This window comes from Mesorhizobium sp. M0119 (assembly GCF_040322615.1).
Classification (GTDB): domain Bacteria; phylum Pseudomonadota; class Alphaproteobacteria; order Rhizobiales; family Rhizobiaceae; genus Mesorhizobium.
Map to the genome: position 1 here is coordinate 14,237 of NZ_JAMYTU010000013.1, position 15,035 is coordinate 29,271.

Annotated in this window: 13 protein-coding genes and 2 pseudogenes; 2 read left to right on the plus strand and 13 right to left on the minus strand. The window is 61.6% G+C overall.

Annotated elements, in window-relative coordinates; all coding sequences use genetic code 11:
- Window positions 1-171 precede the first annotated feature (171 nt).
- Together NKJ40_RS14645 and NKJ40_RS14650 are read left to right on the plus strand one after the other, a co-directional pair.
- The gene (locus NKJ40_RS14645; protein ID WP_023802399.1) at window positions 172-423 is read left to right on the plus strand and encodes a type II toxin-antitoxin system Phd/YefM family antitoxin; all 252 of its coding nucleotides are present in this window, start codon (window positions 172-174) and stop codon (window positions 421-423) included.
- Complete coding sequence (locus NKJ40_RS14650; protein WP_352466628.1) at window positions 416-811, plus strand: hypothetical protein; 396 nt, start codon at window positions 416-418, stop codon at window positions 809-811. Before NKJ40_RS14645 ends, NKJ40_RS14650 begins: the two co-directional genes overlap by 8 nt.
- Before the next feature lie 735 nt (window positions 812-1,546).
- Here NKJ40_RS14650 and NKJ40_RS14655 read toward each other — a convergent pair.
- The 13 genes and pseudogenes from NKJ40_RS14655 to fni form a co-directional block, all read right to left on the minus strand.
- On the minus strand, window positions 1,547-2,434 hold the full coding sequence (locus NKJ40_RS14655; RefSeq protein WP_352466629.1) for a universal stress protein: 888 nt from the start codon (window positions 2,432-2,434) through the stop codon (window positions 1,547-1,549).
- Window positions 2,435-2,541: 107 nt separating this feature from the next.
- Window positions 2,542-3,303, minus strand: a complete 762-nt coding sequence (locus NKJ40_RS14660) for a response regulator transcription factor (RefSeq protein WP_352466630.1) — start codon at window positions 3,301-3,303, stop codon at window positions 2,542-2,544.
- 50 nt (window positions 3,304-3,353) lie between these two features.
- A complete protein-coding gene (locus NKJ40_RS14665; protein ID WP_352466631.1) occupies window positions 3,354-3,833 on the minus strand; it encodes a NifX-associated nitrogen fixation protein in 480 nt (159 codons plus the stop codon).
- Window positions 3,834-3,850: 17 nt separating this feature from the next.
- A complete protein-coding gene (gene nifX / locus NKJ40_RS14670; RefSeq protein WP_352466632.1) occupies window positions 3,851-4,348 on the minus strand; it encodes a nitrogen fixation protein NifX in 498 nt (165 codons plus the stop codon).
- Complete coding sequence (gene nifN, locus NKJ40_RS14675; RefSeq protein ID WP_352466633.1) at window positions 4,314-5,696, minus strand: nitrogenase iron-molybdenum cofactor biosynthesis protein NifN; 1,383 nt, start codon at window positions 5,694-5,696, stop codon at window positions 4,314-4,316. The genes nifX and nifN overlap by 35 nt, the downstream gene beginning before the upstream one ends.
- An 8-nt stretch (window positions 5,697-5,704) precedes the next feature.
- Window positions 5,705-7,195 carry a nitrogenase iron-molybdenum cofactor biosynthesis protein NifE gene (nifE, locus tag NKJ40_RS14680; RefSeq protein ID WP_352466634.1) on the minus strand — a complete coding sequence of 497 codons (1,491 nt, stop codon included), beginning with the start codon at window positions 7,193-7,195 and terminating at the stop codon, window positions 5,705-5,707.
- A 56-nt stretch (window positions 7,196-7,251) separates the two neighbouring features.
- Window positions 7,252-8,793: a nitrogenase molybdenum-iron protein subunit beta gene (nifK, locus tag NKJ40_RS14685; protein ID WP_352466635.1), complete on the minus strand. Its 1,542-nt coding sequence runs from the start codon at window positions 8,791-8,793 to the stop codon at window positions 7,252-7,254.
- 126 nt (window positions 8,794-8,919) lie between these two features.
- Window positions 8,920-10,422 (minus strand): nitrogenase molybdenum-iron protein alpha chain, encoded by a 1,503-nt coding sequence (gene nifD / locus NKJ40_RS14690; RefSeq protein ID WP_352466636.1) that lies wholly within the window; start codon window positions 10,420-10,422, stop codon window positions 8,920-8,922.
- Window positions 10,423-10,521: 99 nt separating this feature from the next.
- The gene (gene nifH / locus NKJ40_RS14695; RefSeq protein WP_023801970.1) at window positions 10,522-11,415 is read right to left on the minus strand and encodes a nitrogenase iron protein; all 894 of its coding nucleotides are present in this window, start codon (window positions 11,413-11,415) and stop codon (window positions 10,522-10,524) included.
- A 481-nt stretch (window positions 11,416-11,896) separates the two neighbouring features.
- Entirely contained in the window at window positions 11,897-13,153 is a 1,257-nt protein-coding gene (locus NKJ40_RS14700; RefSeq protein ID WP_352466706.1) for a type II toxin-antitoxin system HipA family toxin, read from the minus strand.
- Window positions 13,128-13,455, minus strand: a pseudogene (locus NKJ40_RS14705) (helix-turn-helix domain-containing protein). The gene NKJ40_RS14700 and the pseudogene NKJ40_RS14705 overlap by 26 nt, the downstream one beginning before the upstream one ends.
- A gap of 226 nt (window positions 13,456-13,681) precedes the next feature.
- Window positions 13,682-13,840, minus strand: a pseudogene (locus NKJ40_RS31900) (ISKra4-like element ISMet1 family transposase); the annotation flags it as partial.
- A gap of 76 nt (window positions 13,841-13,916) precedes the next feature.
- Window positions 13,917-15,023: a type 2 isopentenyl-diphosphate Delta-isomerase gene (fni, locus tag NKJ40_RS14710; protein WP_502903711.1), complete on the minus strand. Its 1,107-nt coding sequence runs from the start codon at window positions 15,021-15,023 to the stop codon at window positions 13,917-13,919.
- Window positions 15,024-15,035: the final 12 nt, after the last annotated feature.

Sequence of the window (15,035 nt, forward strand, 5' to 3'; positions counted from 1 at the left end):
ATTGGGACGGCTACACGTTCCAGACCAACCGCGCCGCACTCAGCAACGAACGGACAATGCCGCTCTTTCGAGCGGATCGATCCTGATAAGAATGGTGGCGGTCGCGCGCCACCATTCTTGCTTTCCTTACGTGAATTACCTATTGTAGGTACTTCAAAAGGAAGTAGGGCGATGAAGCAATTCACATTCTCGGACATGAATCGCGTGTCAGGCGAAATCCTCGAAACGGCATTGATTGAGCCGGTGGCCCTGACCAAGCGCGGCAAGGAAAAGCTCGTCATCCTGTCCGCCGCTCAGTACCACCAGCTCGTCGGCCAGCCGCATTCGGTCGCCTATACGCTCGAGGACGCTCCTGATGAAGTCCACAATGAACTCATGACAGGACTGGATGCAATAATTTCCGGCGACAAGCCGCATGCTTAAAGCCGGCGATCTGCTCCGATATTATTACCTATGGGCGCGGGAAGCAGACGCCGGCGAGGAATCCGGACGCAAGGCGAGGCCGGTTTGCATCGTTGTCCGGACGCCAGCAACGCCCGCAGCCTTGTTTCTCTTTCCGCTGACTTCGCAAAAACCCGACCGGTCGCGCCCGCATCTCGCCATCAGCGAAATCGAATGCCGCCGCGGCGGCCTCGACTGTCCGTCGTGGCTGATCCTGGACGAATATAACCGGGTGCAGGTCGATGAAGCCTATGACCTGGTGACGACGACGCCGATCGGCGCGTTCAGTCCTGCATTTGTCCGCAAGATTGCTGGCGTGATCAAAGAGACGGCGGCGCGGCGTCGATTGCGCGGCATCGTTCGCAAATAACCGGACTGATTTTCTTGGCAGGCCTCCGGTCCTTATCCGCATCGAGCGGGCCAGGACCGGAGCGAGGGGCGCCCCTACGCCCCTCCCCTCGCACTCCCCTCCCCGACCACGGCCGCCGCTCCGTTTCACGATGCGGGGTCACCTCAGCCTGTCGTCATTGTCGGCAAGTCGAACGCCGTAGCCAGGTCCTGGACCAATCCAGCGAGAAGGCGAAAACCGGCCTGACGGCCAGTTGGCGGTTTGCCGATTGATGAGGCCGAAAGGCAGCCAGGGCTGCGAAGGCCGCGTTTTCCGGCAGCTCCAAAGTGGCACTACGCAATCTCAATGCTGCGCACGATACGGCAGGCCCTGCCCGGGCGTGCAACCCTAAAAGGTTCTCCTCTCCGCTTCGCTGCGTTGCGACCGCTGACGCGGTGCGCTTGGCAGTTCCAGCCGTAATCGAGCTTCGCGATTGCGCACAACCACTTTGGAGGCCTGCGAAGCCGTGGTTTTGACTGCGTGGAGGAGCGCCTGTATCTCTGCGCGGCCATTGGTCTCCGAGTTACGGATCATCTCGGGCGAGCAGAACCCCCGAGAGCGCTAGAGATGTCGGGGAAGTTCTCGGCGACGGCGTGTCGCCGACCGGCTGCGAAGAGCTTCGCGAGATTTGCGCGTTTGCCGCGACCTTTCTGCGAATTGGTATCGCGATAGGTAGTAGACCCAGGGAGAGCAGCGACGGTGCTGCTTCGGAACCCGTCAGCGAGCCAAAAACAGCGGCAATGGCGGCTTCCCAACTATCCATCTCGTCACGCCGCCGAAAAGTCGCTCACGTAGCCTGCGGTTGCCATACGCGCCCACGACTATCATGTCGGCAGACGTGTCGATTGCGTGCTGCGCGAGCACCGTGGCTGCCGATTTTCCGGCGCTCGCCAGCAGGTCAACCGAGACCCGAGCACCGTGCCGAGTGAGATAGGCAGCGATATCGGCTCCCGGCTCGGTACCATTTCCGGTGCAGGTCGCCTCCGGATCGACTAGTGCGACACGAACTTCCTCAGCACCGGCTAGCAGATCCAGCGCTTCCCGAACCGAACGGGACGCCTCGACTCGCGAATCCCAGCCGACCAGCACGCGCCGTGGAGCCAGAGTCGCCTCAGCGCCCTCCGGCACGACAAGCACCGGCTTTCCGGTGTCGAACAGGCTGCCGTTGATAACAAGGGGACCGACGTTAATGTCGTTGAGAAGTGCGGGGCCGACGATTGTCAGATCGTTGCAGAGCGCCCGCTGTCGCACCGCGTCACCGATGCTGGCCTGATCGCAGTTGGCAATATCGACATCATAGCACCGCCACGTGGCTCTCAGCAGTTTGTGAATTTCCCTGGATATCTTTTCCAGCTTGGCTATGTCCTGTGAAAATCTTTCGATCTCCCTAAACCGTTTGTCCAGTCTGGCGATGGCCTGTGCGCGTTGTCCAGGCCACTCAGGGATGCCATCGCCGAGCAGCGGAGAAGGCATAATGAGCGGCGGAGGCGACATCACCAGTACGGAAAGATACGCGCCGACTTCGGCACACAAGCTGGCAGCTGTCCTGACATCCTGATCGGAGTGGTCAGCTCCCGTCACACTGAGTACGCTTCTGAAAGCCATTTGACTGCTTCTTTCTGAATATGTCGTACCTGCCGGCGCGTTTCGAAGCCGCAAGACTTGCCCTCAGCACGGCGGAAATGCGGAGTGGCACCACATCGGCTATCTATTCACCCGTCCGGCCACTCGAGTGAGTAGCCGGCAGACCTGACGGTACGAATGACGCTGGAGGGGGAGGCCGCCTTCAGCGCCCTTCTGAGCCGGCTGATATGGACATCCACGGTGCGTACACCGACATGAATATTGGGCGGCCAGGCCGCGCTGATCAGCTCGTCTCTAGTGAAGACCTTGCCGGGAGTCTCAAGCAAAAGCCGCAGCAGGTTGAACTCGATCGGCCCAAGGTGGACTTCGTGGCCATTACCCCGAACGCGGTGGGCATCGAGCCTTATCTCAAGGTCGCCACAGGAGATCCAGCCGCCGTTTTCAATCCCGTTCGAACCCGGCTTTGGCAGCGCCAGCTTCGTCCGTAGACAGTCGAGCAGCTTGGCCGGCGCGAAGGGCCGCACAAAGCTCTCGTCAATACCTGCCTTCAAGAGATCGAGGTGCTGGTTCTCGGCGCCGGGCGCGATCAGCGCAATTACGGGCAGGCCGCCGGTCCGGGGCTCCCCCTTGAACTGGGCGCAGATTGTGGAGCCTGTCGCGCTTGCCGGCCCGCAGTCCAGTACTACCGCCTGGAGCTCACGTTCGTCGGCCAATGCAAGTGCTTCCTTCACGCCGCCCGCCGGCTCACTCGTGAAGCCGTCCACCCCCAGAATGTGGCTGAGGAACAGATACAACTCCGCATCTTGCGAACAGATCAGGACCAATGGCTTCATCAGCGCTACCCCAAGAACCACATCGGCCTCGACCGCCTCGATTGAGAGGCTGGCCATCGCATGTCCTCAAGGCCTGACATGATCCTCTTGATCGAAAATTGGTTCCATCACGCCCGCGCCACCTCCGGATGAGCCTCAATGGCTGCGGTGGCATCGCCGGCCAGTTTGGTACCGGCCGCGGCGAGTTTCCAGAACGTCTCGAAGCCGAACCGGTGGACGTCGCGCAGGGTCTTCGACAGAACGACCAACCGCCCGGCCGTGAGAAGCACGCGCCCGAAGCCCTCATGGCTCATCTCCATCATCGGCGATGCCATCAGGCCGGAGCGCTCCTCGATCGCAAGCCCGACGGCGGTGTAAAACATCTCGAGCCTCCACAGCACGTCCGGATCGGGATCGCCGATGATCGGGATCGCACGGCGCTGTTCCCTGGTGACGATGAAGTCGCCCAGCAGCTCGGCGTCCGATTTGCCTTCCCAAGACCCGTGGGAATCATGAGCCCGGACCAGCCGCACGAGGCATTTGACGAACGGGGTGGCAAGGGCCGCCTCGTTCTCGTTGACAGCGGAGGTAACCGTGGCATCAGACATTTCGTTTCCTCCTCATTTCAGTCCTCCTCCTCGAAGGACGGTTTCTGTTCGGCGACACCTGCCTGCGCCAGCACCTTGCGCAGCCAGGGGGGAGGACACGTCCTGAGCATCATCTGCGTGCGCAACAGCACCTCTTGGATGGTTTCGGGCTGCGGCACTTTGATCGGATGAATTTTTGCCGAAACAACCTTGGCTGCCGAAGGTCCGCCGATCGCCAGACAAAACAGGAGATGACATCCCTTCAGCGCCTCCACCTTCGGGGTGATGCGGTCATCGCCCTCAGTTGGGTGCTTCCCGCTCTCGTCCGAAACGTCATCGAAGGCCACGGCCTCGACGAGCTTCCACTCCTCGCGCATCACGTCGTAGACAGCAAAGCGCCTGGCCGAACCGAAATGGGCGTTAAGGTTCTTCATGTCCTGCGTGGCGATCGCCACGCGCAATGCGCCAGCTTGGCGTTCCGGCGTCGGTGCGTGAACCTCGTCAGTGACGAGCGAGAGGCGACGAACGGAGCTCATCTGGCATTTCTCGCTTACGGAGTGGATCAAGCGCCTCAGGCGTCGGCGCGTGCCGGTTGGCTTCAAAAATGTTGGCGACCTCGAAGATCAGGTCGCGGGTCCCCTGGTAGAGGATTGTGAGCTTGTGCTGGCTGCCGAGCCGGTCGAAGATCGGGAAGCCGACCCGCATGAGCGGAATGCCGAGGCGCTGCGCCGCCTGGCGGCCGTGGGAATGGGTGACGAGAAGATCAGCGCCGGCGCCAAGAGCTTCCAAATCGCCGAGATCGCCGATTTGAACCGACTGCGCCGGTACTTCCTCCAAAATTTTCGACATGTCGGTGGTGGTGACCGCCGCCGCGATTTCGGAGCCCATTCCGATGAAGAAGCTCGCGAGTTGGTAGAGTTGGTCTGGTTCAGCAGCGATCGCAATTTTCTTGCCTCCAAAGTGGAAATGTCCGTCGAGCAACGCATCCTGCAACTGCGCCCGGCGACGGCGCACCCCAGCCGGCGCCGCCGCGCCCGAAACCGCGGACAGCAGCGAGACGAACCGGTCGGCGTCCTTCAATCCAGTCAGCGATCGGAACAGCACGTAAGGCACGCCGGTCAACCTCTGCAGCAGCTCGGCCGGGCGGCGCATATGCTCACCGATGACGATGCATTGCTCGGCCGTGCCAAGCTCACGGATATCCTCGACACTGGTGCCGCCATAGGTGGTCGTGACCCAGCGGTCGGGCACCGTACCGTCGAGCGAGCCGGAGACGTCCGGCAGAATCACGGGCTTCAGTCCAAAGCTTTCAACTGTCTCACGCAAATGCTCGATATCAGCCACAGTGAAGTTCCAGCCAGGCAGGATCACGATCTTCTTCGACTGGCGCGCCTGCTCGCCGGGCCGCGTAATCCTTTCGATCATCGCGGTGACCGCCTTGGCCCAGCCCTCTTCGATCGCGCCGTCGAAATCCGGTGTGTTGGCTAGCACCACCTCCGTACCCGCGAGTTCTTCCGTGCGCTTCAGCCTGATATCGGCGATATCTCCTGCGCAGTCTTCGCCCCGGGTTTCCACCAGCGCCGTCGTGCAGACCCCGATCAGCGTTGGCTTTGTGCGGGCCTTGAGGTTGAGGATCGCCTCTTCCAGATGGTCTGCCCCGCCGAGGATCGTCGCCACCTCGTCCATCGCCGTTGTCTGCAGGGGGATGGCTTCCTTGAAATGCCGCACGAAGAGCACGAGCGCGAAGCTGGTGCACCCCTGGCTGCCGTGGAACAACGGCATCGCGCCGTCGACGCCAAGAAAGGCCAAGGCGGCACCCAGCGGCTGCGATGACTTCAGCGGATTGACCGCCGCCGCTTTGGTCTGGGGAAGGATGCGGACCATCGGCTTTCTCAACACTCGCCGAAATCGTCGGCCGTCGTGCCGGCGAATTCCTGGACAGCATGTAAGGTCGCGGTCTCATTTTTCGTGCTCGGCAGTTCCTCCCTCACCGCAGGCTGGCAATCCCATGGTGCCGGCTCCCGCACCTGGCACCAGATTGGGTTATGAATGGCGAGATCAATCTGGCGTATGAGTTCCACCATGCCGTCATAGCCGGCGTAAGGGTGTTGGCGCTCCTGGTTGATATCGAGCCAGGGTGTCTTGGCCTTCAGCGCGATGAATTGCGTGCGCCCGCCCGACAGCATGATATCGGCCTTGTGTTCTGAGAGCATGGCGTAAAGCTCGCGCGCTGCCATCTGCTCAAACATGTGGTTGTCGTCCTTGAGGATGTGCTTGATGCGCTCCTTGTCTTCGACTGTGGATTTCTTGACAGAGGTGCCGACGATCTCGATGCCGATCTCCATCAGCGCATGGACGACCGACCAGGACTTCACACCACCGGTATTGAGCAGCACGCGCTTGCCTTCGAGCCTTGGCCGGTAGGCCGCGAGCTTCGTCCATGCGATCGCCTCCTCATCTGCAATCAATGCCTCGGTGCGGCCGAGGATCTCCGGATCGGCACCCTTCTTCACGAGCAGCTGAGAGATCTGTCGGAGCGCTTCCGAGGTGTCGGTGATGCCGTAGAAGGAGCCCTCGAAGAACGGAATATCCCAGCGCTGCTCCATCTTGCGGGCGAGATTGATGAGCGCGGTCGAGCACACCATCATAGCCGCCCGGGCGCGGTGCGCGGAGGCAATGTCGAGGTAGCGCGCGTCGCCCGGAATGCAGGCGCGCACCCGGATGCCCAGCCGATCAAGGAGCGGCTTCACCAGCCAGAATTCGCCCGAGAGGTTGAATTCGCCAAGGATATTGATGTCGTAAGGGCCGGCATCGGCGGGCTCCACCGTGCCGATGACATGATCGAGCAACGCCTCGCCGGCAAGCTTGTTGCCAAGATTCTTGGAGCCGACGAAGCCCGGCGCATTGACCGGCACCACCGGCAGGCCGAACTTTTCCGCCGCGCGCTTACAGACGGCCTCGATGTCGTCGCCGATCAGCGCCGTAACACAGGTCGGATAGACGAAGATCGCCGGCGGCCCATACGCTTCCTTGATCTCGCGGATCGCTTTGAAAAGCTTCCGCTCGCCCTGGCCCATCACAACGTCGAGTTCGGTGAGGTCGGTGGTGAAGCTTGTGCGCCACAGCGTTGGCCCGGACGAAGCCGCACCGCGGTTGTCCCAGGAATTGCCCTCGCAGGCGAGCGGCGCATGGATCAAATGCGCAACGTCGGTGATCGGCTGCAGCACGATCTTGGCGCCATCGAAGGCACAGCCGCCGGCCGCCGCCCCGGGGGTCAGTGGCTTCGAACAGCCGTTTTTGCTCGCCTTGGCATCCTTGCCGCGGTTCTTCTCGCAGGCAGGCTCGTTGAAGACATCCTGGATTTTGGCTCTAAGCAAGGACATTGCGTCGGTCTCCAAAGTCCCTCGGGAAGACGACCGGCCAAAGCCGACCGTCACGCTTAGCGGGTGAGGTCATACGAATAGTCCGTCACGCCCGTCTCGCTTGTCTCGCGATCGAGCTTGTCGAAGATCTTGTCGAGGATCGTCGTCAGGACGCGCAACCCGCCTTGGTAGCCCATGAGCGCAAAGCGATGGTGATGGTGGCGGTCGAAGATCGGAAACGCCAGCCGGATCAGCGGCGTGCCCGTGTCGCGCTCCAGATACTTGCCATAGGAGTTGCCGATCAGCAGGTCCACCGGCTCGGTGAAGAGCAGCGAGCGCATCGCCCAGAGGTCCTTGCCCGCCCAGACTTGAGCATCCTTGCCGAAGGGCGAGGATGCAAGCAGTTCCTTCAACTCCGCTTCCCAGGCCGAGGTGCCGTTGGTGGCGAGGCAATGGGTCGGCTCGCCGCCCGTCTCCATGATGAAGCGGGCCATGGCGTAGACAAAGTCCGGATCACCGTAGATGGCGTATTTCTTGCCGTGCAGCCAGGATTGGCTGTCCGCCATGGCGTCAACAAGTCGGCCGCGCTCCAGGCGGATTGCCTCGGGGATTTGCTTGCCGGAAATCGCGGAGACCTCCATCAAGAAGTCGTCGGTCGCCTGGACTCCGAGCGGGTAATGGAACGAGGCAGTCGCCTGCCCTACCCCCTCGCAATACTCCAGTGTTTTTCGGGTGTTGTAATGCTGTAGCGACAGCGTCGCCTCGGCGTTGAGTGCCTTCCTCACGTCTTCGATCTTCGTGCCGCCGTCATACATGCGGTATTCGCCGTCGGACGGCGTGTCGAACTGGTCAGAGGCGTCTTGGATGAAGGTATAGGACACGCCTATCAGATCGAGCAGGCGCTTGAGTTCCCGGTTGTTGCCAACACAGAAGCCGTCGAAACCCGGAATGACGTTGATGGTCCCCTCGGCTTCCGTTCGCTCCTCGCCTTTCCAGAAATGCTCCAAAATGCCCTTGACCGTTACGTCATAGCCATCGACATGGCTGCCGACGAAGGCCGGCGTGTGGGCGAAGGGCACGTCGAAGTCGCGCGGGACCGAGCCTTGGTCCTTGGCGTTCTCGATGAAGCTGTGCAGGTCGTCGCCAATGACCTCCGCCATACAAGTGGTCGAGACGGCGATCATCTTCGGGTCGTAGAGTTGGTACGTGTTGGCGAGCCCGTCAACCATGTTCTTCAGGCCACCGAACACTGCCGCGTCCTCGGTCATCGAGGAGGAAACTGCGGAAGCAGGCTCTTTGAAATGGCGCGACAGGTGCGAGCGGTAATAGGCCACGCAGCCCTGGCTGCCGTGGACGAAGGACATGGTTCGCTCGAAACCCGCGGCCGCGAACACCGCGCCCAGCGGCTGGCAGGCCTTGGCGGGGTTCACGACAAGCGCTTCGCGAGCGAGGTTCTTTTCGCGGTATTCCCACGTCTTGGTGAATTCGCGTTGGTCGGTAACGACCTGGTCCGGGTGCGGACATTCGAAATTCAGCCTCTTCTCGGCGAGCATCTGCCTGTATTCCGGCTCGCGGAACAGGGGCGCGTGGTCGAGAACTTTTTCAGCCGACTGCGGCATGGGTGGTTACCTCTTTCCATCTGGCCCGCCATACGGCGGCACAGGGACGTCGAAACGTTTCAGGTCTCCCGCGGACAAAGGGCCACAGGCGTTCAACGGCCTCCCGGCTTCCGGGAGGCCAGGTTTTCATTCGGCTGCGATCGCCGCCGACGGCTCGGCTTTTTTCTTCCAGGGGGCGTCGTAGAGGTTCCAGACTGGGTTGTTGATGGCCAGATCCATGTCGCGGGCGAAGATGGCGAAGCCGTCGTAGCCGTGATACGGGCCGGAATAATCCCAGGAATGCATTTGACGGAACGGTATGCCCATCTTCTGGACCGGGTACTTTTCTTTGATGCCGGAGCCAACGAGATCAGGACGGATCCCCTCGATGAACTTCTCCAGCTCGTAACCAGTCACGTCGTCATAGATCAGCGTGCCCTTCTTCACGTAATGGCCGGTACGCTGATAGTCGTCGTTATGGCCAAATTCATAGCCAGTGCCGACGATCACCATGCCCAGATCCTCATATGCCGTGACGACGTGACGGGGGCGCAGCCCGCCGACATAGAGCATCACCGTCCTGCCTTCGAGGCGCGGCCGGTACTTGGCGATGACGGCATCGACCAACGGCCGGTATTTGGCGATGACCGCCTCGGCCTTGGCCTCGATTTCCGGCCCGAAATGCTTGGCTATCTTGCGCAGAGAGGCTTCAGTCTGGGAGGGGCCGAAGAAATTGTACTCCATCCAGGCGATGCCATATTTTTCCTCCATATGCCGGCAGATGTAGTTCATCGATCTGTAGCAATGGATGAGATTGAGCTTGGCCTTCGGCGCTCGCTCTATTTCGGCCAGCGTAGCGTCGCCCGACCAGTTGCCGACCACGCGCAGGCCCATCTCCTCGAGCAGGATGCGCGAAGCCCAGGCGTCGCCGCCGATATTGTAGTCGCCGATCACATTGACATCGTACGGGCCGGCCTCGAACTCGACGTCCTTCTTCTCGAACACCCAGTCGCGGATCGCGTCGTTGGCGATGTGGTGGCCGAGTGATTGCGAGACGCCGCGGAAGCCCTCGCAGCGCACCGGGACGATCGTCTTTTCGTGTTCCTTGGCCTTGTTGCGGGACACCGCTTCGGTGTCGTCGCCAATCAGGCCGATCGGACATTCGGATTGCACGCTCATGCCCTTGTTCAGCGGAAACAGTTCCTCGATCTCGTCGATGATCCGTTCCAGCTTCTTGTCGCCGCCGAAAACAATGTCCTTCTCCTGGAAATCGGAGGTGAACTGCATCGTGACGAACGTGTCGATGCCGGTCGTGCCGACGTAATAGTTGCGGCGTTGCGACCAGGAATATTGCCCGCAGCCGACCGGGCCGTGCGAGATATGGACCATATCCTTGACTGGACCCCAAACCACGCCTTTCGAGCCGGCATAGGCGCAGCCGCGAATCGTCATCACTCCGGGGATGGACTTGATGTTCGATTTGACCTCGCATTCGGAAAGGCCCTCGCTTTCCTCGCCAGCCTCGTCGCCGCTCTTTGCGACGCTGAGGTGCTTTTTGCGGCGCTTCGCCGCCTTGTCAGGATATTGCGACAGCACCTCCTCGATAAGCTTCGCATGGAGGGCGCCGTCATTCTCGTATTCCAGGCTCATGGGACCCCTTTCAAGGTTCAGGGTGACGCCTCACCAACGAGGCGCCGTTCTTTGAAAGGCGCGCCAGGTCAAGGCCGCGCCTCGTGTCGGCAGCGGTTGTTACTGTGCGGCCGCCTTCGCCGCTTCCTTGACCTGAAGCTCGGCAAGCATCTGCTCGTCAGTCTTCATGATGCCGAAGTCGAGCAGCATGTCCTCGAGCTCCTCCATGGTGATCGGGGTTGGGATGGTGCCCTGGCCCGAATTGGCATGGATCTTCTCGGCCAGTGCCCGGTATTCCCCGGCCTGCTTGGAGTCCGGCGCATACTGGATGACAGACATCTTCCTAAGTTCGGCGTGCTGGACGATGTTGTCGCGGGGCACGAAGTGGATGAGCTTGGAATTGAGCCTGGAAGCCAGCGCTTCGGCGAGGTCGAGCTCGCGGTCGGTTTGGCGCTCGTTGCAGATCAGGCCGCCGAGCCGCACGCCGCCCGAATGGGCGTATTTCAGGATGCCCTTGGCGATGTTGTTGGCGGCATAGAGCGCCATCATCTCGCCGGACATGACGATATAGATTTCCTGGGCCTTGTTCTCGCGGATCGGCATCGCGAAACCGCCGCACACCACATCCCCGAGCACGTCGTAGGAGACATAGTCGACATCGTCGTAGGCACCGTTCTCCTCGAGGAAGTTGATCGAGGTGATCACGCCGCGGCCGGCGCAGCCGACACCCGGCTCAGGGCCGCCCGACTCCACGCATTTGATGCCTTTGTAGCCGACCTTGAGCACGTCCGCGAGTTCCAGGTCTTCCACCGAACCTTCCTCTGCCGCGAGGTGCAGGACTGTATCCTGCGCCTTCGCGTTCAGGATCAGGCGGGTGGAGTCGGCTTTGGGGTCGCAGCCGACGATGAGGATTCTCTGCCCGAGGTCGACAAGGGCGGCGAGCGTATTTTGGGAGGTGGTGGACTTGCCGATGCCGCCCTTGCCGTAAAAGGCGATCTGACGCAAACCTGACATGTAGCTTTCCTTCCTTCGTTCCATTCATCGCGGCTGCCGCGACATGAATGCCGGTCGGGCAGCTGTCGCCGCCTCGCACCCAAGGATCTCAAGACTCGTGCCAATTTGGCTCGTCGAATCGAAGAATAATTTTGTGGTTGTTTTTCAGGTATTTAGCTTGAAGCCGCAGAAAGGATCGTCGGAACAAGCCGTGTAGCGGACCCGACAATGGCGACACAAAGCGTCGGATCGCGATCCCCAATCACGCATTCGTTCGAACCGCATCGTTGTGTTGAGGTGGGCGAACAGCATCTCGACCCTCTTGCGTTTTTGCGGGATGCTGCGAACTCTCCTGTTCCGGCGAGCTGACGTGCTTGGTCTCGCGTGCCCTCATCGACACTGCGCGGAATCTTGCGCCACGCTGGCATTACCTGCGAGCCACCGCCATCAATTCGGGGCTGCGGGCGATCATCCGCAATATCATCAATCCAAGAGGCTCGGCTCACTTATTGGCGCAGGAGTTCAGTATCGGCGTCATCGCCTTCACATGTTCGTCGATCCGCTCGAGCACTTTCGCCGCGACAACGTCGCGCTCAGGCAGATGCCACCAGTGCTCGTTGACGAGTTCGACGGTCTCGACCACTGCCTTCAGGACTGCCGGCTCCGGAAGCCTTGCACGGTTCGCGAATGCTTTCCATCGCGGTGCTGCTAGCGCCTTGAACGAGCGCTCCCCTCCAAGCGAAAGCGCCATGGCGTCGGCGGGAATATATGGCACGGTCGACAGAACGTCGTAGATTGGTGCAAGCACCGGCTTGTCGCCGTTGCCGGGATAAATCAAAGACCAGTTCTTCAGGTGCATGTCGCCATGGCCGGTGATGACCGTCAGCACCAGGCGGCGGACGAATTCGAGAGCCGCCGTAGGCGAGACGGCTACGCCAAGGGCCAAGGCTATGTCGTGATAAGCGGCCCCCTCATTTTTGCGCGAGGGATAGACACCGAAGACCTGAGCGAAATCCTCGATGTGTATCCTCTCGCCATCGGCGCCGCGATCGAAGCGTTTGACGAGAAGGACCTTGCCCTCCGACAGCGTGTTGAATTCTTCGGGAACGCCCTCAAAATCGGACTTCTCGACCAGTTCGCATTCAGGAACCTCCATGCCGATCGCTGCAGCCAGCGCCAGGTTGGCGAATTCGTTCTCGGAAACGCCCGGAAACGCCGCCGAAGGGAACTTGGCGATGTACCGGCCCTGCTCGTCGTCCATCGGCAAGGTAAGGCCACCGGCTTTTCCAGTGTTCTTCATGACCGACAGCTTCATCTGCACGCCGGCAAGTGAGAACCGTGCCTTGGGCTTATCTTTTGAAGCATCCTGCGAAACCGCTATCGCGCCGTCACTGGGCAACGCCCGTACGGCTCCCGGCAGATCGGCGCCCAGCGCCGCTAAAAGATCGAAATCATTGCCTGGCCGGACATTGCCTTCGTGGTGCTTTTCCATCGCCTCGCGCAATTTCTCCTCCGGCAGGAGGTTCGCGAAGAAAGCGGGCAAGGCGCCCGCCAGAGGCTTCGGATCTTTCCGCAATCCTCCCGTCGCTGCCCGGAACGACAGGCTGAAAACCGGAAAGCCGCCCGTCGCGCGGTAGGCCTCATCGAAGTTGAATGCATTGAAATCGCCCGGCGTCCTAACGATTGTGCCGACCTTCAGTGCGTTCAAGAGCACGTCCAGCGACGGGATCGTCTTAGGTGCGCGAAAAACTGGAGCCATGATCGTCATCGTCAGGTTGAGGAACAAAAGCGGGTCGATCGTCATCATCATTCGGACGCAATAGAGCCTGGACAGCCGGCACCATGACTTGCGGAACCATCATCATTTCCAGACCGAGTGCGCGAGCGATATTCATGAGCGTCGTCGCACGCGCCGCTGCGGCTCCCTTTTCGATGTCGCGATAGCGGGGACGGGATAATACCCGCCAAATCAGCGACCTGCTCCTGCGTCATGGCAGCGGCCAGCCTCGCCTGCCTGAAAAGCCGACCGATTTCGCGCAGAATTTCCGATTCAGATGCCATCATGATACCTATACGATCTATTCCAATGCGCGATGATACGCAAAAGGATCTCATTGCTCCGGTGAGTGCGATATGAGCCCAAGGAACCGGTGCGACCTGGGAGAGCAACTCGGCGGGAATATCGATGCCCTGGCTGCGGACATAATCGACAGCGCAGCTGAGATAGACGGTAAAGCGCGTAGGCTATTGGCGGCCCGTTCAGTTCTGGCTGTCGGAAAGGCGCCCGAAGCCGGTTGCGAAGTTCGCCCTTGATCTCCGCCGCCCGGAGCTGCACGAGCATATGCGCACCGTGAAGTGACCAGCGCATCTGCTGCTTCTTGACCATACGTTTCCCGACGACTGAGTTCACCGCCGACTCGGCGAGAGTGGTGGCGACGGCGAAGCCCAGCCCGGCAGCGCTTTCCATCCTTTCTCACTCAGTAAGACTAGGCGCCCGCCGCCACGTGCGGGCGCCGCCGGCGTCAACCAGCGGGCAGATGCGCCGAGGGCAACAAGCGCGCCTGACGCAACGCCGCCAGATCAGCCGAGCCGGTGCAGAAGCAGGCGACGGCCAACTGGCGGATGACGATCTCGAAATGCGCGACAACCGCCTCGGTGGATACCGTAGCCGCGCGTAGCACGCCGGCTGCCTGCCCGGCGATGTCCGCGCCCAGGCGGATGGCCTTGGCCACGTCGACGCCGTCGCTGATCCCGCCCGACGCGATCAGCTTCACCGCTGGCAGCGCCCTACGTACCGCCTGCACGCTGGCTGGGGTCGGAATCCCCCAACCGGCGAACGCCATCGCCACTGCACGGTCGGCGGCATCGCGGGCCCGCTCGCCCTCCACCGCGGCCCAGCTGGTGCCGCCGGCGCCGGCGACATCGATCACCGCCACGCCAGCCTGAACGAGCGCACAGGCCACCGAGGCGGACAGGCCCGACCCCACTTCCTTGGCCACGATCGGCACGCCCACGCTGCGCGCGGCGCGAGCGATCTGCGCCAGGACGCCGCGCCAGTCGCGGTCGCCCTCCGGCTGTACCGCTTCCTGCAGCGGATTGAGATGGACGATGAGTCCATCGGCCTCCAGCGCATCCACCGCCCGGCGCGCAAGGTCCAGGCCGTCAGCCTCGCGCAGTTGCGCGGCGCCGATATTGGCAAGCAATGGAATGTCTGGCGCCAGGCGGCGCAGCGCGCGCGTCAGCCCCTGGGAGTTGCGGGATTGCAGGCTCACGCGCTGCGAACCGACGCACATGGCTATCCCCAAGGCTTGCGCTGCCTCGCCCAGATGCCGGTTGATGGCCTCGGCGCGTGGCATGCCGCCGGTCATGGAGCTGATCAGCAGGGGCGCGCGCATGGTCTTGCCAAGCAGCGAGGCGCTCAGGTCGATCTGCGTCAGGTCCAACTCGGGCAATGCACAGTGTTCGAAACGAATGTACTCCCAGCCGGCGGAGGCCTTGGCCCGCGCTGTTCGCCGATCCAGCACGATGTCCAGGTGGTCGTCCTTGCGCCGGCTCAGGTTGGTGTCGCTGATGCTCGCTCCATCCGCCGCATCGGGCGACGGCGTTTCGTCGGATCGGACCGACGGCAGCGCGCGCACGCC

Bases quoted from the DNA above. Each gene is read 5' to 3' on its own strand.
- NKJ40_RS14660 (WP_352466630.1), bottom strand. From the start codon at position 3,303: ATGGCCAGCCTCTCAATCGAGGCGGTCGAGGCCGATGTGGTTCTTGGG.
- nifX (WP_352466632.1), bottom strand. From the start codon at position 4,348: ATGAGCTCCGTTCGTCGCCTCTCGCTCGTCACTGACGAGGTTCACGCA.
- NKJ40_RS14645 (WP_023802399.1), top strand. From the start codon at position 172: ATGAAGCAATTCACATTCTCGGACATGAATCGCGTGTCAGGCGAAATC.
- nifK (WP_352466635.1), bottom strand. From the start codon at position 8,793: ATGCCGCAGTCGGCTGAAAAAGTTCTCGACCACGCGCCCCTGTTCCGC.
- nifD (WP_352466636.1), bottom strand. From the start codon at position 10,422: ATGAGCCTGGAATACGAGAATGACGGCGCCCTCCATGCGAAGCTTATC.
- nifH (WP_023801970.1), bottom strand. From the start codon at position 11,415: ATGTCAGGTTTGCGTCAGATCGCCTTTTACGGCAAGGGCGGCATCGGC.
- NKJ40_RS14700 (WP_352466706.1), bottom strand. From the start codon at position 13,153: ATGGCTCCAGTTTTTCGCGCACCTAAGACGATCCCGTCGCTGGACGTG.
- nifN (WP_352466633.1), bottom strand. From the start codon at position 5,696: ATGGTCCGCATCCTTCCCCAGACCAAAGCGGCGGCGGTCAATCCGCTG.
- nifE (WP_352466634.1), bottom strand. From the start codon at position 7,195: ATGTCCTTGCTTAGAGCCAAAATCCAGGATGTCTTCAACGAGCCTGCC.
- NKJ40_RS14650 (WP_352466628.1), top strand. From the start codon at position 416: ATGCTTAAAGCCGGCGATCTGCTCCGATATTATTACCTATGGGCGCGG.
- NKJ40_RS14665 (WP_352466631.1), bottom strand. From the start codon at position 3,833: ATGTCTGATGCCACGGTTACCTCCGCTGTCAACGAGAACGAGGCGGCC.
- NKJ40_RS14655 (WP_352466629.1), bottom strand. From the start codon at position 2,434: ATGGCTTTCAGAAGCGTACTCAGTGTGACGGGAGCTGACCACTCCGAT.